Origin of the sequence: Mycolicibacterium vinylchloridicum, assembly GCF_013404075.1 — a bacterium.
Taxonomy (GTDB): domain Bacteria; phylum Actinomycetota; class Actinomycetes; order Mycobacteriales; family Mycobacteriaceae; genus Mycobacterium; species Mycobacterium vinylchloridicum.
Genome location: NZ_JACBJQ010000003.1, coordinates 210,768 through 231,440, shown reverse-complemented (window position 1 = coordinate 231,440; position 20,673 = coordinate 210,768). Strand labels below are relative to the sequence as shown.

Sequence of the window (20,673 nt, the reverse complement as noted above, 5' to 3'; positions counted from 1 at the left end):
CTCGATTGGACCTCCGTTCGGCCGCCAGATAACCCCAGGTCGCGAGCGTGGGTGGCCCCGACGTAGCCCACCAAACCGGCCGAACAATCGTTAGGCTGCGCTGATTTGTCCTGTTCTCACGGGTGCTGGAGGGATTGAGCCGCGGTGATCTCGTTCGTCGTCCCGACCCTCAACGAGCAGCAAGGCATCGAAAAGACCCTCGTCTGTCTGGCGGCCTATTCGGGCGACCACGAGATCATCGTGTCCGACGACAACAGCACCGACGACACCGTCGAGATCTGCCGGCGCTACGCCACCACGATCGTCCGCTACAACGAGCCGGAGAAGCGGACCATCGCCCAGGTCAGAAACCGAGGTGCGGCGGCCGCCCGCGGTGACTACCTGGTCTTCGTCGACGCCGATGTCCTCATCCCGGATATCGACGACTTCTTCCGCACCTCGCACGCCCGGTTCGAATCCGACGAGCGCCTGGTCGCGCTCACCGGCGGGACCCGGGTGATGCCTGAATCCGCCTCAGTGGCTGATCGATTCGTGTTCACGATGCTCGGACTGCAGTTTCTGCTACAGAACAACATCCTGCGGGTGGGCGCGGCCAGCGGGAAGTTTCAAATGATCGCCTCCGACGCATTCGCGACTGTCGGCGGATTCAACGAGAACCTGGTCGCCTCCGAGGACATGGACCTCTTCCGGCGCCTGTCCCGCATCGGCAGAACGTATTTCGCCCGGGATCTGATGGTCTACCACTCCGGCCGACGCGCCAGGGCGCTCGGCTGGCGCAAGCTTCTGTGGCAGTGGTTCAGCAATTCCGTCTCGGTGTTCTTCTTGAACCGATCGGTCAGCAGGGATTGGAAGGTGGTCCGCTGATGATCGAGCTCGATCGCCTCGGCAAGTCCTACGGCGGGGTGTCGGCGTTGACCGACGTGAGCTTCACGGTGCCGACCGGGTCGGTGCTCGGACTGCTCGGGCACAATGGCGCAGGTAAAACGACTGCGGTGCAGATTCTTTCGACGTTGATACCGCCGACCAGCGGGCGGGCCACGGTCGCCGGATACGACGTCGTCGAGCAGGCCGCCCAAGTCCGGGACAGCATCGGCGTCACCGGGCAGAGCGCCAGCGTCGACAACGTGATCACCGGGCGGCAGAACTTGACACTGTTCGGACGACTGCGGGGTATGGGCCGCAAGGACGCTCGCCACCGTGCCGACGACCTGATCGGCCAGTTCGAACTCGACCACGCGGCCGACCGACCCGTCTCCACCTATTCCGGTGGGATGCGGCGCCGCCTCGACATCGCCGCGGCTCTGGTCGTGACGCCCAAGGTGCTGTTCCTCGACGAGCCCACCACGGGCCTGGATCCGCGCAGCCGCAGGCAGGTCTGGGAGCTGGTGTCCGAGTTGGCCGCCGACGGCGTGACGGTTCTGCTCACCACCCAGTACCTCGAAGAGGCTGATGTACTGAGCGATTCGATCGTGATCCTCAACTCGGGGCGAATGGTCGCACACGGCACCGCCCAAGAACTCAAGCAGCAGGCCGGCGCGACCTACTGTCAAGTGACCCTCGTGCGCGCCGCCGACGTTCCGCGCGTCGTCGCCGCACTGGGTGAGATTGACGACGTCGATGCCGACACCGAGACCAACACCGTGTCGGTGCGCGCCCGCGATGGCGTCGGCACGCTCGCCGAGGTGATCCGCCGCACCGACCAGCTGGGCATCGGCCTTGTCGACATCTCGCTGCGCAAGCCGACTCTCGACGAGGTGTTCATGCACCTGAGCACGGCGACGCTGGCCCCATGACCGCGATCACCGCGCTGACCGAACGCGTCGTGCACACCGCCGTGCGCGATTTCGATCTGGCGCTGTCCGTACTGGTGCCGGTGGGAACACTGCTGGGGCTGAGCGGCGCGTTGCGCTACGTCATCGACACCGGGGAGATGAGCTACGCCGACTATCTGGTGCCGGCCGTCATCGTCCAGGCCATGCTGCTCGGCGCGGTGACAACCGCCGATCGTGCGGGCCGGGAGCAGGCCTGCGGCCTCGCACTTCGGCTACGGACACAACCGATCTCGCTGCTCGCTCCGATGATCGCGCGCATGCTGTACTGCCTTCTCCGCGGGATCTTGTCACTGGCCGCCGTGCTGGTGACCGCCTACTTCCTGGGCTTCCGGATCACCGGCGGCATCGCCTGTACGGTGGCGTTCGTCATCATCCCGTTGTGCTTGACCCTGGCGCTCTCGCTCGGCGCGGACGCCACCGGCACCTGGCTGCGCAGGATCGGCGGAAGCCAACTTCTGCTGATGCCGCAACTGATCCTGATCTTGGTCTCGACGGGATTGGCTCCCGCCGAGGCCTTTCCGAACTGGGTTCAGCCTTTTGTGCGCTACCAACCGGTCTCAGTGGTGACCGATACCATCCGCGGGCTGGCGGGCGGCGAAGTCGCGGGCCATCAGCTGGCGATCACCACGGTATGGTGCCTGGGCCTTCTCATTGTCTTCGGGCTGATTGCCGTTCGTATGCAGAAGCGGCCGGTATGAGCACGACCATCGCCACGCGTCGGCGGATCATGCCCGCCCTCATCCTGACCGAGCGCATGTTCATGCACTGGCGGCTGCATCCCATGGTGCCGCTGCAGTCCGTGCTGGTACCCACCCTCTTGCTGTTGACCTACTACCTGGTGATCAGCAAGTCGATGGTGCAGCTGACCGGATCCGACAACCTCGCCACGCTCGTGCCGATGTGCATCGTGGCCGGCACCATGATGGGGACCCTCGGCGCCGGTTTCCACATACCCGGCGAACGCGACAGCGGTCTGCTGAGCCGATTCTGGGTGATGCCGGTGCACCGGAGCAGCTTCCTGGCCGGCACCCTGCTGGCCGAAGCGGCGCAAACATTGACCGCGAGCTTTCTGCTTCTCCTGGTCGGGATGGCGCTCGGATTGCGGTTCGAGGGTTCCTGGCACGCAGTCATCCCGTTCCTGCTCCTGCCCGTGTTGGTCACGCTTGTCTTCGCCGCCGTCGTGATGGCCGTCGCGGTACGCAACAACAGCGCCCCGCTACTGACTCTGTTGGGCGGCACGGCAATTGGGATGGCCTTCTGCACCGGCGGGGTGGCGCCGCTCGAGCACTTCCCCGATTGGGTCGAGCCGATCGCGCGCGCGCAACCTCTGGCTCATGTCATCGAGGCGATGCGCGCACTCGCCCAGGGTGAACCGGCCGGTCACGCCCTGCTCGCCGCACTGGCGTGGCTGATCGGGCTCGGCGCGGTGTTCGTCCCGTTGGCGGTACGGGGGTATCGCGCCGCCGCACAATCCGGGGGCGCCGGCTAGCCCCACACCGTGACTCGTCGCGGATGCGTCATCTCAGCAACCCGCTCGAGTTGAGCACGGCAGCACAACCGGGTGGCCGAACGGGTGGAGATTCCTCGATACGCCCGTCGTCCACCGGAGCGGCCAAACGTAGCCCCCACAGGAAACGCCAAGCCCGCAATAATGGCCACAACCAAGCGCCGGACGAGCATCCGGCCCAGGGCGGTGCGCCGCCGTGCTTGCTCACGCCACAGCCGGCGGGGTGCTCAAGCATGTGACCAAATTGCATGGCCCGGCTGATTTTCGGTGCGTGCATGCGTTCTCGGAAGGAGGAAACCGACGCGATGAAGTTCGCGATAGCCGTCCACGGGACTCGCGGCGACATCGAGCCGTGTGCAGTGGTGGCACTTGAACTGATCCGCCGCGGCCATGACGTTTCGATGGCGGTACCTCCCAATTTGATCCCCTTCGTCCAGGCGTGCGGTATCGGGCCTGCGCTGCCCTACGGCGTGGATTCGCAGCAACAACTCGAGGCGTCGATCTTCCGCAAGTCCTGGGGCATCCGGAACCCGCGCAGGGAGTGGCGTGAGCTCGAGGACTATCTGAGCCAGGGCTGGGCAGAGATGAGCAACGCCCTCGTCGCGCTCGCTCAGGACGCCGATCTGATCCTCACCGGCACCACCTACCAGGAGGTGGCGGCCAATGTCGCCGAGCACCTCGATACGCCACTGGCGTCCCTGCACTACTTCCCATTTCGCGCGAACAGCGTGATGTTTCCCTGTGTGCCCGGGTGGCTGGCACACGCGATCTGGCCGATGGCCGAGTCGCTGTACTGGCGGCTGATGAAGCGAGCCGACATCGCCCAGCGACGGGCATTGGGCTTGCCTCGCACCCGGAAACGGGCGATCCGCCGCATCGTGGAGCTGAGTGCGGTGGAGATCCAGGCTTATGACCCACTGCTTTTCGACGGCCTGGCACAGGAGTGGGCCGGGCGCCGCCCGTTGATCGGCTCCCTCACCCTGGAACTCGACACCGACAGCGACGCTCACACCAACTCGTGGATCGACGAGGGCGAACCGCCCATCTATTTCGGATTCGGCAGCATGCCCGTCGAATGCCCGGCAGCGGCGGTGGCGATGATCACCGAGGTGTGTGCCGAACTGGGTGAACGTGCGCTGATCTGTTCCGGGGTTTGGGATATTCCCGAAAGCTCGTCCCCGGAGGTACGCATAGTGCGGGATATCAACCACGCCAGGGTCTTCCCGAAATGCCGGGCCGTCGTTCACCACGGCGGGGCGGGGACCACGGCGGCCGGCCTGCGCGCAGGGATGCCGACGTTCGTCTTGTGGATCAGTGCCGAGCAGCCGCTGTGGGCCAAACAGGTCACCAAACTCGGTGTCGGTACCTCCGAACGCTTTTCCATCGCCACCCCCGAGTCGATCCGGACCGGGCTGCAGACGGTGTTGGTACCCGAGTACCGGCGGCGGGCGGCCAAAGTCGCCGAGCAGATGAGGACCCCCCGGGACAGTGTCGAGGCCGCGGCCGATCTTCTGGAGGCCGCAGCACGCGACGGCCGCGCCGGGGAACCACAATTCACCTATGTCGGCAGTCACCGGCCCGCCGACCGCCACGAGCACGAGATGTCGCCTGCGGCATTCGACAACACCGGATGCGATGTACTGACCGATCGCGCACATCAGCGGGTGATCCGGTTCAACGCCGTGCATTCGAGCGACCGCCGGATCCCCGTTGCCGAGTGATCCCGGGCCGGCGCGGCGGTTACCGGTTGGACTGACAGTTGTGGGCGCGGGCGCTGCCGCCGTCGCGGCGACCCAGATCTGGCGGCGTCGCAGGCAACGGATTGCGGCCGACGTCGCGTCGCCCCGCTTCTCGCCACCGCCTGCCGAGGTTCCGCCGGAACGCCCCCTCGAATATCGATCGGTGGCAGCGCATTTCGGGGCGACCGCGGGCAACCACCCCAATCGGGTCGCGCTGCACACCGGAGCACAGTCGGTCACCTACGGTGAGCTGTTCTCCGCGGCGTGTGCAGTGCGCGAAGGAGCCCGGCGCTGCGGCGAATCACCACGAGCCGCTCTCCTTCCGGGTGCCCTCGACGCCGCCACCGTATCCACCATCCTCGGCCTCATCGCGGCCGGCACCGTCGTGGTGGCACTCGACCCGGAACTCCCCCGCAATCGCACCGATACCATCGCGGCGATCCTCGGGGAGCACGACTACGAGGTGGTTCCGGTCGAGACGTCGACTACGGTCGGGAAGATCGGGGGCACGCTCGGGTCAGATGCCGACACCGGGGACGTCACCGGTATCCAATTCACCTCTGGCTCCACCGGTACTCCGAAAGCCGTGCTGCACACCAACGGACTGTGGTTGGCCGACGCGCAACTACTGAACGACAGGTTCGGCCTCGCCGAGGGTCGCAAGGTGGCACTGTGCATGCCCATCAGCTTCGCCGGCGGGCTCAACGTCTTGATCGGCTCGCTGCTGGGCGGTGCCGAGGTCGTGGCCGTCGACCCGCGCGAGCACACCGCACGGGAGGCGTTCGATCGCATCGAAGAGTCCCGCGCCCAGGTGATCACCTGCACACCGTCGTTCGTCGACGCCCTGCACCGGGCCGCCGGCGGCGCCACGTGGATGCATGTCGAGCGGATCGTCACCACCGGTGAGCCGATACAGGCTCGCCACGTGAAGCTCGCTCGGCAGCTCGCACCACGAGCGGTGGTCACCAACTGGGTCGGCTCGACGGAGACCTTGGCCATCGCCAGCCACGACATCCCACCGACCGCGCCGCTCCCACGCGGCGTCGTTCCGGTGGGAATCGCGGCCCCGCACAAAGACATCGCGATCGACGAGAACGGGATCGTCTCGATCACCTCCCGGTACCTTGGTCCCGGCTATCTGGACAGCTCGGCCTCGAAGGCCAGCTTCGTCGACAATGGGGACTCCACCACGACGTATGCCGGCGGTGATGTCGGGCGGTGGGACGACGACGGCAACCTCGTTCTGTCGGGCCGGGCCGACAACACCGTGAAGATTCGCGGCTACCTCGTCGAGCCCGCCGAGATCGAAGCGATGCTGGCGTCCTATGACGATATCCGCGAGGTCGCCGTCGTGACCGATGGTTCACCGACACCGGTACTCACCGCCTATGTCGCGCCCAGTACCACGGAGCGGACGCCGTCGGTCGCCGAACTACGGGCCCGCCTGCATCGGGACCTGCCGCCGTGGATGGTGCCTGCCAACATCGAGATCCTGGCCGCCCTGCCCCGAGGCGACCGCGGCAAGGTGGACCGGATGGCGCTCCCGAAGCCGAACCGGGCGCCCTTCGAATCTCCCTGCGGCGAGCGGGAAACCGTGGTGGCGAAGCTGTGGGCCGAGGTGCTCTGCGTCGATCGCGTCGGCCGCACCGACAGTTTCTACGCCCTGGGTGGCGACTCGTTGTCGGTGGCGCAGATGCTGGTCACATTGTGCGAATCTCGGGGTATCGCACTGAAACCCACCGATCTCGCCAGCGCCCCGACAGTTGCGGCCTTTGCGCAGAAGCTGGGTACCGTGTGCACGGCGGACCGACGACGACTGCAGCCGACCACAACGCCATTGCGCCCACTGTCGGCCGATACCGCCGACACTCCCTTGTTCTGCTTCACCGGTGCCGGTGCCTCCGCGTTGTGCTTCCTCCCGCTGGCCGAGCGGGTCGGAGACCACACCGCGGTGTACGCATTCGAGCCGAGCGGACTCTCCGAACGCGCATTACCCGACTGGTCAATAGACCGTGCGGTGCAACGACATTGGTCCGATCTGCGCCGCATTCAGCCGCACGGACCCTACACGCTGATCGGCCACTCCCTGGGCGCGCACATCGCCGTGGAGACCGCCCGCGCGCTGCAGGCCGATGGCGAGGCTGTCGAGATGGTCGTCTTGCTGGACCCTTGGCTCTCGCCCCGAGTGGCTTGGGATGCGCGCCACGATCTGCCCGGCGCGACGGTGACGCTGCAAACCGACGAAGCGAACGGGTTCGCAACGTGGTGGGAACGTCAGAAGACGATTCCGCTGGCCGGGCTGTTCTCCGCCAACTACGACCGCAAGACCAGAGCCATCGAAGAAGTCGGAATGATCGCGGCATACCGGCACCGGCCGGCGCCGTGGGATGGTCGGGCACTGCTGATCCGCAGCCATCTCAACGCTGACGACCCACGACTTTGGCAGCGCGTCCTGAACGGGCAGTTGGAATCTCACGTGCTGGACTGCGATCACCATTCGATCGTGCGGACACCACATATCACATCGGTCGTCGACTTGATTCTGGCCGCCCGCGGGGCGCGCTGTTAGGCGGCCTCCGCGACTTCCGCGGTTTCCCGGGTCTCTGTGGTTTCTGCGCCCAACGCGCGGTAGAGCGGTGTGGTCACTGCCGTAGTGGCTATCGCCAGACCACACAGCATGGCGAAGGCGAACGGGCTGATCAACCGTGCCTGGTAACCCACCGATGCGATGGCAATCTCGGTGACGCCGCGGCAGTTCAACAACACACCCAGCTTCGCCGATGCTCGCCACGGCCAGCGACTCATCGCGCCGAACATGACGCCAGCCGCCAGCTTCGACGCGACAGCGACGCTTGCCAGGACCGCCACACAGGCCAGACCGTCCCAGCTGACCAATTCACGCAGCGCCTGCAAGGGAACCGACATCGCGATGCTGACGAAGAAGGCCGGCCACAGCACGTTGACGATCGAGTTGAACCCGCGCCCCGAGGACGCGTCGGCCAGTGCCGCGGGGAAGGTGAAGCCCGCGATCACGGCCCCGATCGCCGGATGGAAGCCGAGCAGCTGCGTGGCGGCAGCCCCGCCGAGTGCGGTCACCGCCATCATGGCCCAGGCCGATGCACCGCGGTTCAGCACATCGATCCGTGCGACCGCGCGGGGGATGACGAACACGACGGCCACCAAAAGAGCCGCGCCGACGACCACCGTCCGGGCCGACATGGCGGTGGCGTGGGAAACAACCACCAAGGCAGTCACCAGAATCCAGGCGAAGCCGTCGGTGACAACAGCGATACGCAGGGCCACCTGCGCGACGGAGAGTAATGCGATGCCCAGGTCCTTGACGATCAACACCAAGACGGGCACCGCCGTGACACCCAAGGCGACACCGACGAAGAGCCATCCATACACGTCGTGGTGTTCGGGGCCGCCGATGCGTGCAGCGAACGGCCACGCCGCCAGCGCGGACGCCGCGATGGGAATGACGACACACGGCGCCAGCCGCCAACCGATCGAGGCATCGCCCGACGTACCGAACCGCCGAAGCTCGTTACCCGCGGCGAACATCAGCAGCAGCAGTCCGGCAGTTCCCACCGTATCGAGCAGCTGGCGCGACGTCGACGAGACAAGCTCGGACCGAACGGATTCGGGGCACGCGGCCAGGGCAGTCCCCACCGCGATGCCGACGACAATCGGCCCTAGGACCCGTGGATGACCGATCCGGCTGAACAGGCTTGCGATGGTCACCGAACCGATGACGATCACGGCCAGGGTGGTCAACCCTTGTAAGGCAGCACCGAGTGGCACCGGATCAACCCACTGTCCTGGTAGATACCAACCCGCTTACCAAAGGGCCCGACGACTCGTAGCGGGCACCCAGAAGCGGATTGCCGCCCCAATTCAGTTGGGGAGTCCCCATCAAGTGTTTCGGGTGAAAGGACGAAGGTGTCATCTGCAGCACGGCATGTCGAAAAGCCATGTCCCGCCGGTTCTCGACAGGTTCGGAATAGAGATCGTCGAGGGCTGCGCGACCGAGGTTGTGCGGCCCGACGATTCGGTAGCTGGATTGGTTGAAGCTGCCGAACCACAACTGGATGAACAATTTCGGATTGACCAGCATCTTGCTCATCGGAACAAGACAACCGATCTCACGCGCGAGTGCGTCCAAATACATCACCTGCGACGGGATGGATTCGGTCTGGCGCGGACTCAAGGCCGTCCAGTGGTCTTCCCATTTTTTCTCCCGCGCAATGACTTCGTCGAGGTTGTCCGGAAGCTGTTGCGTGCCGCTGCACACCCGCGCGAAATAGCGGGCCTGCATCTCCGCGCACACCGGAATCCCGCCCGAGAACGGGCGGACAAACCCGATGAATGCCACCGAGCCGTCGTGGTCTGGGTGCAGGAAGTGCTTGTACAAGTTGCGGACGTTCCCGTCGTCGACCCGCAGGTCGCCGATATCGAAGTCGTGCTCGAAACCGGTGCATAGGACGACGGTGTCGAACTCGCCGTCCGTTGCGTCCCCGAACACGACTCGACTGCCGTCGGAGCTCTCAATTCCCTTATCTTTCAGCGTGACTCGGCCCACAGCGATCGCGGGAATGAAGCTCACGTTCTTGCAGAAGATGCGCCGCGGGCTCCAACTACCCTCTGGATGGGAGCGGCGGTTCCACGTCTCGATCAGCTTCCAGTTCTCGTCGTTCTCCAGCGTCGCCACATCGAGTTTCGCCGGGTCGACGGGATCGCCCATCGGGTTCATCGCGGGTTCGGCCTTGCGGCGGCTCGCGCCGAACGCGCCGAGTACCGACGTGGCGAACCCGTAGATCACGGACATGACCAGGAAGAGCGCCTTCGCGAGCGCATCGCGGCCCCAGAAGGATTCGAGTTCAAGCGGATACGTGGTGGCCCGCCGGTACATCTCATGGTGGTGTGCCCGGACGGTGCCGTGATCGGTCGTTCGGATTCGGTCGGACACCCTCGGCAACAGGTAGGTGTATGACCGGATGGCCAGCGTGCAGGCACTGGCGACGTCGCCGATCTGACGGACGATATCGGCGCCGGATTCGGCGAGGCCGACGATGAGCACACGCTTGTCGCGGAAACGCTGATTGTTCCGGTACTCGGAGGAATGCACGATCTCGCCAGTGAATTTCTCGAGTCCCGCAACGGTCCGGTTCGGGGTCTTGAACGGCCCCGAACAGACCGCCACGGCATCGAACGATTCTTCAGAGTCGATGCCGTGGCGATGCACCGACACGACCCAACGATCGGAAACCCTTCGGATATCGGTGACTTCGCTGCCGAATCGGATCCGCTCACGCAGCCCGAAGCGATCGGCATATGCGCAGAGGTATTCGAAGTATTCCGCGCGGGTGTAGAACTTCCGATCTCCGCGGAAAGGGAAATCCGAATAGGCCATCAGCTTCATCGAGATCGTCAGATACAGGTCGTCATAGGCCTTCATCTGGTCGCCATCGCCCTCGTGGCGAAGCCAGATCCCGCCGATGTCAGGGTTCTTGTCGAAGCAGACGACCTCGTGGTCTTCGTCGAGGAGTTGCTTGATGGTCGTGAGCCCACACGGCCCCGCCCCGACGACGCACACCTTCATCCAAGTCCTCCGACATTCCTACTGGTGCCGCACCCCGCAGAGATATTAGGGCAGGCTAACTTCGTTTGGGGGGCTACCTCTTACCGCCCGAAAACGGCAGCGGGTACGAGTCCCGGCTGTGTTGAGCCGAGACCCGTACCCGCGTCAATGCGTGCCGAGCGCCAAACCGCTAGCTGCTGTTGCTGGCCGTTCCGTCGTTGCCCTGGTTGCCGTTACCGCCGCTGCCGGTGCCGCCGGTGCCGCCGTTGCCGCCCGTGCTGGACTTGCCCGCACCGCCGGTAGCGCTACCGCCGCTGCCGCCGTTGCCCCCGACACCGGTGGCCGTGCCGTTCTGGTTTCCGACCGACATACCGCCGTTACCACCCGTGCCGCCGTTGCCACCGCGGGCGTTGCCGCCAGTCGCGCTACCGCCGTTGCGGCCGGCGCCGCCGTTACCGCCGATGGCGCCGCCGTTACCGCCGTTACCGCCACGGCCGCCGGTGGTGTTGCCGTCCTCGGTCGACTTCGCGTTGCCACCGGTGCCACCGCGGCCGCCGAGACCGGACAGGCCGGCGCTACCGCCGCTGCCGCCGGCGCCACCGGTCGCGCTGCCGGCTTCCGAGGTCGCGCTGCCGCCCGAGCCACCGGCGGAGCCCATGGCGAGAAGGCGTCCGCCGCCGGTGCCGCCGGCACCGCCGACAGCCTTACCGCTCTGGTACGCCGTGGCGGTGCCACCCTTACCACCGTTACCGACAAGGACATTCGGCGAGGACCCGGCCAGCCCGCCGTAACCTGCGGAGCCGCCGGTGCCGCCGGTCGCGGTCTGGCTGCTGGTCCCGCCGGTGCCGTCGGCCAGGCCGACCGTGGCGTTACCGCCCGCGCCGCCCGCACCTGGGCCGTAGTCGTTGATCGGGTACGACTCGGGGTCCTGCGGCAATCCCCAGAACGAGCTGCCGCCAGCACCGCCGTTGCCACCGGTGGCGTTGCCGTTCACCGACGAAGCAGCACCGCCCGCACCCCCGTTGCCGGCCTTGCTCGCGCCGGCGCCGCCCGTCAGGGCGCTGAGGACCGAGAGAGCCCCGCCATCGCCACCCTTACCACCGTTGCCGCCCACCGCATTTGCGCCCGCACCCGCGGCGCTGGTGTTGGTGTCCGAACCGCCCGCGCCGCCGTTGCCACCGTTGCCGGAGAACAGGCCGGCGTTGCCACCGTTGCCACCGTTCGTGGCGGCCGAAACCAGGGTGCCGTCGTCGGAGTACACGGCGTTCAGGCCGGTGGCGCCGTTGCCGCCATTGCCACCCAGCCAACCTGCGTTACCACCGTTGCCGCCGTTGGCACCGGCGCCGCCGTTGCCGAACAGCAGACCACCGTTGCCGCCATTGCACGCTGCGCCAACGCAGTCCGCCGCGGCGTCAACACCGTTGCCGACCAACCAGCCGTTGACACCGACGGCATTGGCCAGCACCGACTTGGATGCGTCGGCATTCACGATGCTCGCGGCCGCGGGCACCGACGAGCAGCCGGGGTCGGCGAGGCTGCCCGAGGTCTCGCAGGAGACCAGTCGGATCTCATGCGCCTGCACGCTCTGCGCCGAAATCGTGGTCGGCTCGTCGAGCGCGACGGCGGCAGCGGCGGCCGCCAGCGCGAAAAGTCCGATCATCGCCGCCCCGGCGACTCCTGTCGTCGTCGCGTACTTTTGAGTGGAATGCGTTGCGGCTCTTCGCTGCCCGGACATCGCGTTCATACAATCCCTTTGCAATTTACGGCCTGGCCGCGGTGGCAGGCGCTGGTTCTGTGCGTTTCCTCCAGAGAAAGCAGCATCATCTTTGGATTGCCTTGCACCCGGGTCAATACCTACGTCGGGCGAGCAGATCGCAATTTCAGCTGTTTCCCGACCGAAACCGCCGTGGCACCGAACCGGCTTCGAGGCCGAATGCCCGAGGTCAGGCGGGATAGGCCGAGGTATCCGCGGGTACTCATAGATGCGTTCGAACCCCACCGAAAAGATTCTTCGAAAGTCGCGAATTTCCCCCACTCGCGACCTGCCTGCAGAACGTATTGCGACATAACAGGTTCCGATGGCGGTGTCAGGCCGAGTGCCGGCAGTCGGTGCCGGCGAGCTCGAGAACCTCGCGCGCGCCACGCAACGCAGCCCGGCTGCGTTCGAGGGCGGGAGCCTGCCAGAGCACCGGCGCCTCGATGCTGACCGGGACACTCGATGGCAGCGCACGCAGCATCGCCACCAGGTCGATGTTCCCCGCACCGCTGGGAAACAGTCGGGCGTTACGGCCCTGGTATCGCAAGGCGTCTAAGGTTTTCGGCCGTTCGGCGACACCGTCGCAGATCTGGACGTAGTTGATCCATTCGGCCGGCAACGCAGCCAGGTCGGCGGGCGTGTTAAGTGCCCGGTCGTAGTGCAAAGCGTCGACCAGCACCCCGAGATTCGGATGCCCACAACGGGTTACGATCGCGGCGGCCTGCTGGAGGTTCACCACATCAGTCCACGGCATCGGTTCGAGGTTGGGGGTCAGCCCGTAATCGGCTGCCAGGTCGGCAAGTTCGCCCAGACGGTCGGTGAGCCGGGCGTGATCGGGATCGTTGCCCGTGACCAAGATCTGACCCGAGCCCAGATAGGCACCGGTCTCGACAACGGCTTCGTAGTCGTGTCGAACCCGGGTCTGGGGTGTCAGGCGCAACACTTCGATGTCGACCAGCGCAAGGCCCGTGTCATCGAGCCTGCGGCGGGTCTCGCGAATCAGCGGAGTCATGCCGATCGTGGGGCGCAGCGGTTCCTCTTCGGTGGCCCGAATGAGGCGAAGACCGACGGCATCGAACCCCGCCCGTGCCGCGCAGTCCACCATCTCGTCGGGTCCCAGTTCGAGCACCGTCAGCGGCGCCAACGAGATCGGACGGGCGATACCGACCACGTCAGCTGTAGGTATGCGCATGGATACTCCTCGTCCTCCAACACCTCCCGTGGTCACAGACCTGCCATTGTCGGGGAAGCGCGCCGAAAATTGGGGGCTCCCTTATCGTGAGGAGCTTTCCGGTACTGAGAGAACAACGAGCAGCCGGGCTAATCGGCCCGAATTCGGCGGCTACGTCAGGTCAGCAGGTCGATCGAACGCGTACAGCGCCATCCGCCGGTTCGACATGTCGTACTCGCCGAGAAACCTGCAGCCCGCGACTTCACAGACCGTCCGGGCGGCGGCGTTGCGATGGTCCGGATCGAACATCACTCGACGACAGCGGGGTTCGGCGGTGAACAGGCTGGCCATGATCCGCGGGAACAGGCCGAGTCCCATTCCCCGGTTGACCAGCGCCGTGTCGGCGATCGCTGCGTGCAATCCGAGATCGTACGGCTCGGCGTCATAGCAGGGCGCGATCGAATCCTTTGCCGCCCGGTATATCTCGAGATAACCTCCCGCGACGCCGTTGAGGCTGGCGATCAGCGGCAGCGAGTACGTCCCGCCGAGCTGAGCCCGCAGGTGCGCCTCCCAGCGCTCGACCGTCCAGTCGTACTCCCACGCCTGCGCCAGGTGCGGCCGGTTCATCCACTCGGCCACCATCGCGGCATCTGACACCGTCGCAGCCCGCAGCGCATACGGCGGGTCGACATTCGGGACCGGCGGCGCAGGCACCGCTGCCACCTCGTCAGGCAGGTCGGTGAGCGCGCGGGCAAGAACAACCTCGGTCATCGTGGGGAGCGTAGCTCACCAGGCCAACCCGGTGGCGGCCCCTGATCCGGCAACATCCCGTTCTCGGGTGCGGTTGAATGGTGCGGTGGCCGAGATTCGCCGTAAGCGCACGGTAGCGGCCGAGCCGCAGGCAATTTGGGATGTGCTGACCGACTTCGGGGCGGTCAGCACGTGGGCCGACTTCGTCGACCACTCGTGCCTGCTGGAACATGGTCCAGACGGTAACGCCGTTGGCACATCGCGCCGCGTCCAACTCGGGCGCAACACGCTGGTGGAACGGATCACCGGCGTCGACCCGCCGCATTCACTGAGCTATGACGTCGAGGGCCTTCCCCGTCTGGTGCGCCGGCTCCGTAGCAACTGGACTCTGCGGCCCATCGCCAGGGGCATGACCGAAGTCACCCTGTCGAGCGCAGTGACCATCGGTTCCAACCCGATCCAAGGGGTCGCCGAACGGCTCTTCGGCCGCGGCTCCGTCAAACAACTCGACCTGCTCCTCGACGGGCTGGCGAAACGAGTGGAGGGCAACAATGTCTGACCGCCCCGGGGCGAGCGAAGCGACGGGAAAGGCGCCCGACATCATCATCGTGATGACCGACGAGGAGCGTGCGACTCCGCCGTACGAATCCGCCGACGTCCTCGCCTGGCGGCGGCGCGCGTTGAGCGGCAGGCGATGGTTCGACGAAAACGGGGTCAGCTTCACCCGTCACTACACGGGGTCGCTGGCCTGTGTGCCGAGCCGGCCCACGATCTTCACCGGCCAGTACCCCGACCTGCACGGCGTGACCCAGACCGACGGCATCGGCAAGGTCTTCGACGACTCGCGGATGCGCTGGCTACGTCGTGGAGAGGTCCCCACGCTGGGCAACTGGTTTCGCGCGGCGGGCTACGACACCCACTACGACGGCAAGTGGCACATTTCGCACGCCGACCTCGACGATCCGGCGACCGGCGGTCCGCTGGCGACCAACGACGACGACGGCGTCGTCGACCCGTTCGCGGTACAGCGCTATCTGGACGCCGATCCACTCGGACCGTTCGGCTTCTCCGGCTGGGTCGGTCCCGAACCGCACGGAGCCGGACTGGCCAACAGCGGATTCCGGCGCGACCCCCTGATCGCCGACCGGGTGGTGACCTGGCTTCGGGATCGCTACGCGCGCAGGCGCACCGGCGATGCCGCCGCGATGCGGCCGTTCCTGCTCGTTGCGAGCTTCGTCAACCCCCACGACATCGTGCTGTTTCCCACCTGGGCGGTCCGCAGTCCGCTGGCGGCCTCCCCGCTGGATCCCCCGCCGGTACCCGAGGCGCCCACGGCGCACGAGGATCTCCGAACCAAGCCGGCCGCGCAAATCGCCTTCCGGGAGGCCTATTACTCCGGCTACGGACCCGCGCCGGCGATCCAGCAGGTGTACGACCGTGGCGCCCAGCGCTATCGAGACCTCTACTACCGGTTGCACGCCGAGGTGGACGGGCCGATCGACCGGGTGCGCCGCGCAGTGACCGAGGGGGGATCCGACGACGCCGTGCTGGTCCGAACCGCCGACCACGGCGACCTTCTCGGCGCACACGGCGGACTGCATCAGAAGTGGTTCAACCTCTACGACGAGGCAACACGCGTGCCGTTCGTGATCGCCCGGGTGGGCAACCGCGCGACACAGCCGCGACTGGTCACCGCCCCGACGTCGCACGTCGATCTGGTGCCGACCCTGCTGGGAGCTGCCGGCATCGATGTAACTACCGTCGCCGCAACACTTTCCGAGACTTTCTCGGAGGTGCATCCGCTGCCGGGCCGGGACCTCATGTCGATTGTGGACGGCGCGCCCGCCGACGAGGACCGCGCGGTGTACATCATGACCCGCGACAACATGCTCGAAGGTGACACCGGCGCTTCCGGTCTGGCCCGTCGGCTCAAGCGGACCGTGAATCCCCCCGCGCCGCTGCGCATCCGGATTCCGGCACATACGGCAGCCAACTTCGAGGGACTCGTCACCCGCGTGGACGGCCACCTGTGGAAGCTGGTGCGCACCTTCGACGATCCGGGCACCTGGACCGAACCCGGGGTGCGGCACCTGGCCGCCAACGGTCTCGGCGGGGAGGCGTACCGGACCAACCCCCTGGACGATCAGTGGGAGCTCTATGACCTCACCGATGATCCGATCGAGGCCGTCAACCGCTGGACCGATCCGGCCCTGCACGACCTGAGGGCGCAGCTGCGGACCCAGCTCAAGCAGGTGCGCGCCGAGGCGGTGCCCGAGCGCAACAACCCGTGGCCGTATGCGGCGCGGCGAGCACCGAGGCCACCGCGGCGGCGGTTCGGCTAGCCGGCAACCAGCTTCAGCGGCAGGCGCTGGTGGCGGCGGATGATGTTGTTCACCGCCCAGGTGGGTGGTCCAAGCACCTCGATGCGGGCGACCCGGTCCACCAGCGCGCGCAACAGCGCTGCGGTCTCCATCCGGGCCAAACCCTGTCCCGCACAGGCATGGGCGCCCTGGCCGAAGCCGATGTGACGACCCGCGTCGCGAGTGATGTCGAACGCGTCGGGCCGATCCCACTCCCGCTCGTCACGGTTGGCGGAGGCATACATCACCAGTACACGCGCCCCTGCCGGCATTGTGTTTCCCGCGATGTCGGTCTCCTTGCGGCATTGCCGTGCGAACGCGCGCAGCGGTGCCTCGTAGCGGACTACCTCGTTCACGGCGTTGGGAATTCGGTTCGGCTCGGCTCTGAGGAGCTGCCACTGGTGGGGGTGTGTCGCGAAGAGATACAGCGCGTTGGAGATCGCGCTGATGGTGGTGTCCAATGACGGGGCGATGTAGTCGACCAGCAACGGTGGGCACTCGTCATGTGCCAGCCTGCCTTCGTCGGCGGCGATCAACAGTTCGTGTGCCATGCTGCCGTCGAGGACATCGCGTCGGCGCACGACGCGACGCGCGAACCTGAGCATCTGCGCGGTCCCGGCGACCGATTTGACGGCCTGCCGATTCAACGGTCCCAGTGCGTCGAACGTGGCACCGGCCCAGTGGATCAAGTGGTCGCGCTCGTTGCGCGGCCAGCCCACCAGGTCCGGTACGACGGCCAATGGCAGTGCCGACGCCAACTCCACCCCGTCGATGGCACCGGTCTTGACCGCGGCATCGACCACCTCGGCGGCAAGCCGATCGACGGAGTCGGCGACAGATCGCAGCGCGCGCGGCAACAGCCGGTGAGCGACCAACTTCCGTCGCCGGTCGTGCTCGTCGCCATCGCTGTTGAGCGTGGTGCCTCTGGACAACCGGTTGCTGAGGTGATTGAGGGCGACCCCGTTTCCGGAGATGAATGCCTTGTCGTCGCGCAACACGGCCTTGCATTCGGCATAGCGTGGCAATGCGTAGACCCGCTGCCGCGCCAACCACACCACCGGCCCCGCCTCCCGGAGCCGTAGGTAGTGCGGGTAGGGGTCGATGATCGCCGATCGGGCGTAGATGTCCGGTCGATACACCCTGGCGTTGTGCGGATGCCGCATCGCCACCTCCCTTGACTGAGGGTTCCGTCGTATGTGACGATTTCGTCAAACAATAGGTCAGGAGGTTCGCGATGGGCAAGGCCGGCGTACACAACGCCTTGCACAGCGAGCAGGGCGCGCTGTGCGGTGAGCATCCGGACCGGTCCCGAAATCCGGTGATCAAGGTCCGTGACCTCGCCTGGCTGGAGTTCGAGAAGCCCGACTTGGCCGCCGCCGAGACCTTCGCCCACGCCTTCGGCTTCCGGACAGTCGCTCGTACGCCTGATGACCTGCAGCTCCGCGGCGCAGATGCCGGGGCACCATGCGTGGTGATCCGCCGGGGCACGCAGACCCGGTTTCGCGGGATCGCGTTCAGAGCCCTCGACGACGTCGACGTCCACACGGTCGCCGAGGCCAATGGCGCCGTGGTCGAACCATTGCCGGAGGCACTCGGCGGGCTGTCGGTTCAGCTCACCGATCCCGGCGGCATTCCGGTGAAGGTCGTCGCCGGACTGCACGAACTGCCCGAACTGCCGGCCCAGCCGCCACAGGTGTTCAACTTCGGTCGCCAGGCCACCCGCGTCAACACCACCCAACGGCCACCGCGGGCACCCGCAGTGGTTCAGCGACTGGGTCACGTCGTCATGCAGTCGGCGAAGTATCTCCAAGCGCTCAACTGGTACCTCGACAACCTCGGGCTCATCGTCAGCGACTTCCTCTACTTCCCCGGCCAGCGCGGGCGCGGGCCCACCATGAGCTTCATCCGATGTGATCGCGGTTCCGTGCCCGCCGATCACCACACGCTGGCCCTCGCATTGGGCCCGACGAACCGCTACGTGCATTCGGCCTATCAGGTCAGCGATCTCGATGCGCTGGCCGCCGGCGGCGAATACCTTTGCGAGCGGGGCTATTTCCGCTCGTGGGGCATCGGCAGACACATTCAGGGCAGCCAGATCTTCGACTATTGGCGAGACCCGGATGGGTTCCTGGTGGAGCATTTCGCCGACGGTGACATGTTCGACAACTCCCTGGAGGCGGGCTGGGCGCCGTTCACCGCATCCGGCCTTGCCCAGTGGGGACCGCCGGCAACCGCGGACTTCCTCGGAACCAGCCCCAAACATGCTCGGCACGAGGTGATCTCGATGATCACCGGCTTGCGCGAGAAGAACGAGTTCGACGTCAAACGCCTCATCGGCTTGCTGAAAGTTGCTACCTCATGACCACTTCCGTTCTCCGCACCGCAGACGCATGGTGGGCGCTCACCCCGGCCGGCGCCGTCAAGATCGCCACCTCGGCGCGCACCACCGCGGATCTGTTGGTTGACCGCGCCGCCATCGACGCGGCGGCACAGGGCACCGACACCGTCGACGTCGACGACCTCGACCTGCGCTCGCCGGTGACCACCCCGTGCCGGGTCGTGGCACAGATGACGAATTTCGCCTCCCACGTCCGCGATGCCGGCATGAACCCCAAGACCATCCCGTTGACCTTCTTCCGCAAGTCGTCGGCGTCGATCAGCGGGCCATTCGCCCCGGTGCGCAAACCCGCGCACGTCCAGTTCCTCGACTACGAGGTGGAGATAGGACTGGTGATCGGCCGCGACATCCCGGTCGGCACGACAATTTCCGCGGAAAGCCTCAGCGACCACATCGCGGGTCTGGTGGTGACCAATGACGTGTCGGCGCGGGACATCCAGCTGCCACAGACTCAGTTCTACGAAGCCAAGTCCTACCCGACCTTCACCCCGGTGGGCCCGGCCCTGGTGTTGCTCGATGCCGCCGAGCTCGCCCGTTTCGGTGATCTGCGGCTGCGATTGACAGTCAACGGCGAGGAACGTCAGAACGCATTGGTCGCCGGGGACATGCTCTACCCGCCGCTGGCGGCACTCCAATCACTCTGCCGTTTCCAGGATCTCGCGGCCGGTGACCTGATCCTGACCGGGACGCCCGTGGGCACCGCGCTCAGCGCACCCCCGAAGCCGATCGAGATCATCGGCTCGTTATTACCTCCGGCGATGAAGTGGAAGGCGTTCTTCAAGCGCCAGGCCACCAACCCGAGATACCTACGCGCCGGCGACGTGATCGAAGCGTCGGTGCGCACCGACGACGGTGCCATCGATCTCGGCACCCAGCGGATGACAGTTACCTACTCCTGAAACACCATGTCCGGCAAGGGTAGTGAGCAAATCTGGTGGGCGTCTTGAGCCGACATGCCGAACAACCGCAGGACTTCCTCGGTGACGGCATCGGCCGTCGCGCCCGCATCCCGGTGCGGACGCGCCTGCAGCAGATACCCGAGACCCAGCAGTGCTCCTGCCGCCACCGACAGGGTCAGTTCCGGATCCTCGACATGAAAGCGCCCGGCCGCGACGGCGGCGTTGATATCGCGCATGGCACGGGGTGCCAGGCCGCGATCCGAGGACAGCAGAGCACCCCAGTTGTCCAACAGGATGCGGCTTTCCTGCGGACGTGCCCGGAAGAACCGGCCGGTCAGCCGGAAGCTGCACGCGAAGACGGCCGCCGGGTCCTCGATATCGGCGGTGAGTTCGTCCAGCACCGCGCCGTGCGAGTCGAGGACGTCGGCGAGAGCCGCCTCGAACAGCTCATCCTTGCTCTCGAAATGGTTGTAGAACGAGCCCATCCCGACGTCGGCCGCCTGGGTGATCTCCAGAACGGGCACGTTGAGCTTGCCCGCGGCGATCATCGACTGAGCCGCCCTGATCAACGCCATCCGCGTGCGCTGCTTACGGCGCTCCAGCCGATTGATCGGCGCTTCGGTCACGGGCCGAATACTACCGGTTCTCACTACTGATGATTTCCTCAGTTGCTCGAAAGG

The 20,673-nt window shown here is 66.3% G+C and carries 17 protein-coding genes; 10 read left to right on the top strand and 7 right to left on the bottom strand.

The features are described 5' to 3' along the window. The first annotated feature begins 144 nt into the window (after positions 1-144). From HPC46_RS04620 to HPC46_RS04595, 6 genes are all read left to right on the top strand, one after another. Entirely contained in the window at positions 145-864 is a 720-nt protein-coding gene (locus tag HPC46_RS04620) for a glycosyltransferase (protein WP_179467255.1), read from the top strand. Further along, a complete protein-coding gene (locus tag HPC46_RS04615) occupies positions 864-1,793 on the top strand; it encodes an efflux ABC transporter ATPase subunit, DrrA-related (RefSeq protein ID WP_179467253.1) in 930 nt (309 codons plus the stop codon). The genes HPC46_RS04620 and HPC46_RS04615 overlap by 1 nt, the downstream gene beginning before the upstream one ends. After that, positions 1,790-2,530, top strand: coding sequence for an ABC transporter permease (locus tag HPC46_RS04610; protein ID WP_179467251.1), 741 nt, complete (start codon positions 1,790-1,792; stop codon positions 2,528-2,530). The genes HPC46_RS04615 and HPC46_RS04610 overlap by 4 nt, the downstream gene beginning before the upstream one ends. Further along, the gene (locus HPC46_RS04605; protein ID WP_179467249.1) at positions 2,527-3,321 is read left to right on the top strand and encodes an ABC transporter permease; all 795 of its coding nucleotides are present in this window, start codon (positions 2,527-2,529) and stop codon (positions 3,319-3,321) included. The genes HPC46_RS04610 and HPC46_RS04605 overlap by 4 nt, the downstream gene beginning before the upstream one ends. Positions 3,322-3,644: 323 nt before the next feature. Continuing rightward, positions 3,645-5,060: a glycosyltransferase gene (locus HPC46_RS04600; RefSeq protein WP_179467375.1), complete on the top strand. Its 1,416-nt coding sequence runs from the start codon at positions 3,645-3,647 to the stop codon at positions 5,058-5,060. A 40-nt stretch (positions 5,061-5,100) separates the two neighbouring features. Then, the gene (locus HPC46_RS04595; protein WP_179467247.1) at positions 5,101-7,647 is read left to right on the top strand and encodes an alpha/beta hydrolase; all 2,547 of its coding nucleotides are present in this window, start codon (positions 5,101-5,103) and stop codon (positions 7,645-7,647) included. On the opposite strand, the gene HPC46_RS04590 is transcribed toward HPC46_RS04595, so the two are convergent. The 5 genes from HPC46_RS04590 to HPC46_RS04570 form a co-directional block, all read right to left on the bottom strand. Further along, entirely contained in the window at positions 7,644-8,882 is a 1,239-nt protein-coding gene (locus HPC46_RS04590; RefSeq protein ID WP_179467245.1) for a cation:proton antiporter, read from the bottom strand. The genes HPC46_RS04595 and HPC46_RS04590 overlap by 4 nt on opposite strands. A 4-nt stretch (positions 8,883-8,886) precedes the next feature. Continuing rightward, positions 8,887-10,680 (bottom strand): flavin-containing monooxygenase, encoded by a 1,794-nt coding sequence (locus HPC46_RS04585; RefSeq protein WP_179467243.1) that lies wholly within the window; start codon positions 10,678-10,680, stop codon positions 8,887-8,889. 169 nt (positions 10,681-10,849) lie between these two features. Then, positions 10,850-12,403, bottom strand: coding sequence for a hypothetical protein (locus tag HPC46_RS35480; protein WP_179466906.1), 1,554 nt, complete (start codon positions 12,401-12,403; stop codon positions 10,850-10,852). 343 nt (positions 12,404-12,746) lie between these two features. Next, positions 12,747-13,607 carry a sugar phosphate isomerase/epimerase family protein gene (locus HPC46_RS04575; protein WP_179467241.1) on the bottom strand — a complete coding sequence of 287 codons (861 nt, stop codon included), beginning with the start codon at positions 13,605-13,607 and terminating at the stop codon, positions 12,747-12,749. Positions 13,608-13,757: 150 nt separating this feature from the next. Further along, positions 13,758-14,357: a GNAT family N-acetyltransferase gene (locus HPC46_RS04570; RefSeq protein WP_179467239.1), complete on the bottom strand. Its 600-nt coding sequence runs from the start codon at positions 14,355-14,357 to the stop codon at positions 13,758-13,760. Between the two features lie 85 nt (positions 14,358-14,442). Between HPC46_RS04570 and HPC46_RS04565 the strand changes: the two genes are divergently transcribed. Together HPC46_RS04565 and HPC46_RS04560 are read left to right on the top strand one after the other, a co-directional pair. Continuing rightward, on the top strand, positions 14,443-14,895 hold the full coding sequence (locus tag HPC46_RS04565; protein ID WP_179467373.1) for an SRPBCC family protein: 453 nt from the start codon (positions 14,443-14,445) through the stop codon (positions 14,893-14,895). Further along, positions 14,888-16,678, top strand: a complete 1,791-nt coding sequence (locus tag HPC46_RS04560; RefSeq protein WP_179467237.1) for a sulfatase-like hydrolase/transferase — start codon at positions 14,888-14,890, stop codon at positions 16,676-16,678. The genes HPC46_RS04565 and HPC46_RS04560 overlap by 8 nt, the downstream gene beginning before the upstream one ends. Here HPC46_RS04560 and HPC46_RS04555 read toward each other — a convergent pair. Next, positions 16,675-17,859: a cytochrome P450 gene (locus tag HPC46_RS04555; RefSeq protein WP_179467235.1), complete on the bottom strand. Its 1,185-nt coding sequence runs from the start codon at positions 17,857-17,859 to the stop codon at positions 16,675-16,677. The two genes, HPC46_RS04560 and HPC46_RS04555, sit on opposite strands and share 4 nt — an antisense overlap. A 71-nt stretch (positions 17,860-17,930) precedes the next feature. Between HPC46_RS04555 and HPC46_RS04550 the strand changes: the two genes are divergently transcribed. Together HPC46_RS04550 and HPC46_RS04545 are read left to right on the top strand one after the other, a co-directional pair. After that, the gene (locus HPC46_RS04550) at positions 17,931-19,058 is read left to right on the top strand and encodes a VOC family protein (protein WP_179467233.1); all 1,128 of its coding nucleotides are present in this window, start codon (positions 17,931-17,933) and stop codon (positions 19,056-19,058) included. Next, positions 19,055-19,993: a fumarylacetoacetate hydrolase family protein gene (locus HPC46_RS04545; RefSeq protein WP_179467231.1), complete on the top strand. Its 939-nt coding sequence runs from the start codon at positions 19,055-19,057 to the stop codon at positions 19,991-19,993. The genes HPC46_RS04550 and HPC46_RS04545 overlap by 4 nt, the downstream gene beginning before the upstream one ends. On the opposite strand, the gene HPC46_RS04540 is transcribed toward HPC46_RS04545, so the two are convergent. After that, positions 19,984-20,568 (bottom strand): TetR/AcrR family transcriptional regulator, encoded by a 585-nt coding sequence (locus HPC46_RS04540; RefSeq protein ID WP_179467371.1) that lies wholly within the window; start codon positions 20,566-20,568, stop codon positions 19,984-19,986. The genes HPC46_RS04545 and HPC46_RS04540 overlap by 10 nt on opposite strands. Between the last annotated feature and the right edge of the window lie 105 nt (positions 20,569-20,673).

Bases quoted from the DNA above. Each gene is read 5' to 3' on its own strand.
- HPC46_RS04610 (WP_179467251.1), top strand. From the start codon at position 1,790: ATGACCGCGATCACCGCGCTGACCGAACGCGTCGTGCACACCGCCGTG.
- HPC46_RS35480 (WP_179466906.1), bottom strand. From the start codon at position 12,403: ATGAACGCGATGTCCGGGCAGCGAAGAGCCGCAACGCATTCCACTCAA.
- HPC46_RS04575 (WP_179467241.1), bottom strand. From the start codon at position 13,607: ATGCGCATACCTACAGCTGACGTGGTCGGTATCGCCCGTCCGATCTCG.
- HPC46_RS04570 (WP_179467239.1), bottom strand. From the start codon at position 14,357: ATGACCGAGGTTGTTCTTGCCCGCGCGCTCACCGACCTGCCTGACGAG.
- HPC46_RS04605 (WP_179467249.1), top strand. From the start codon at position 2,527: ATGAGCACGACCATCGCCACGCGTCGGCGGATCATGCCCGCCCTCATC.
- HPC46_RS04600 (WP_179467375.1), top strand. From the start codon at position 3,645: ATGAAGTTCGCGATAGCCGTCCACGGGACTCGCGGCGACATCGAGCCG.
- HPC46_RS04585 (WP_179467243.1), bottom strand. From the start codon at position 10,680: ATGAAGGTGTGCGTCGTCGGGGCGGGGCCGTGTGGGCTCACGACCATC.
- HPC46_RS04550 (WP_179467233.1), top strand. From the start codon at position 17,931: ATGGGCAAGGCCGGCGTACACAACGCCTTGCACAGCGAGCAGGGCGCG.
- HPC46_RS04545 (WP_179467231.1), top strand. From the start codon at position 19,055: ATGACCACTTCCGTTCTCCGCACCGCAGACGCATGGTGGGCGCTCACC.
- HPC46_RS04615 (WP_179467253.1), top strand. From the start codon at position 864: ATGATCGAGCTCGATCGCCTCGGCAAGTCCTACGGCGGGGTGTCGGCG.
- HPC46_RS04560 (WP_179467237.1), top strand. From the start codon at position 14,888: ATGTCTGACCGCCCCGGGGCGAGCGAAGCGACGGGAAAGGCGCCCGAC.
- HPC46_RS04540 (WP_179467371.1), bottom strand. From the start codon at position 20,568: ATGGCGTTGATCAGGGCGGCTCAGTCGATGATCGCCGCGGGCAAGCTC.
- HPC46_RS04555 (WP_179467235.1), bottom strand. From the start codon at position 17,859: ATGCGGCATCCGCACAACGCCAGGGTGTATCGACCGGACATCTACGCC.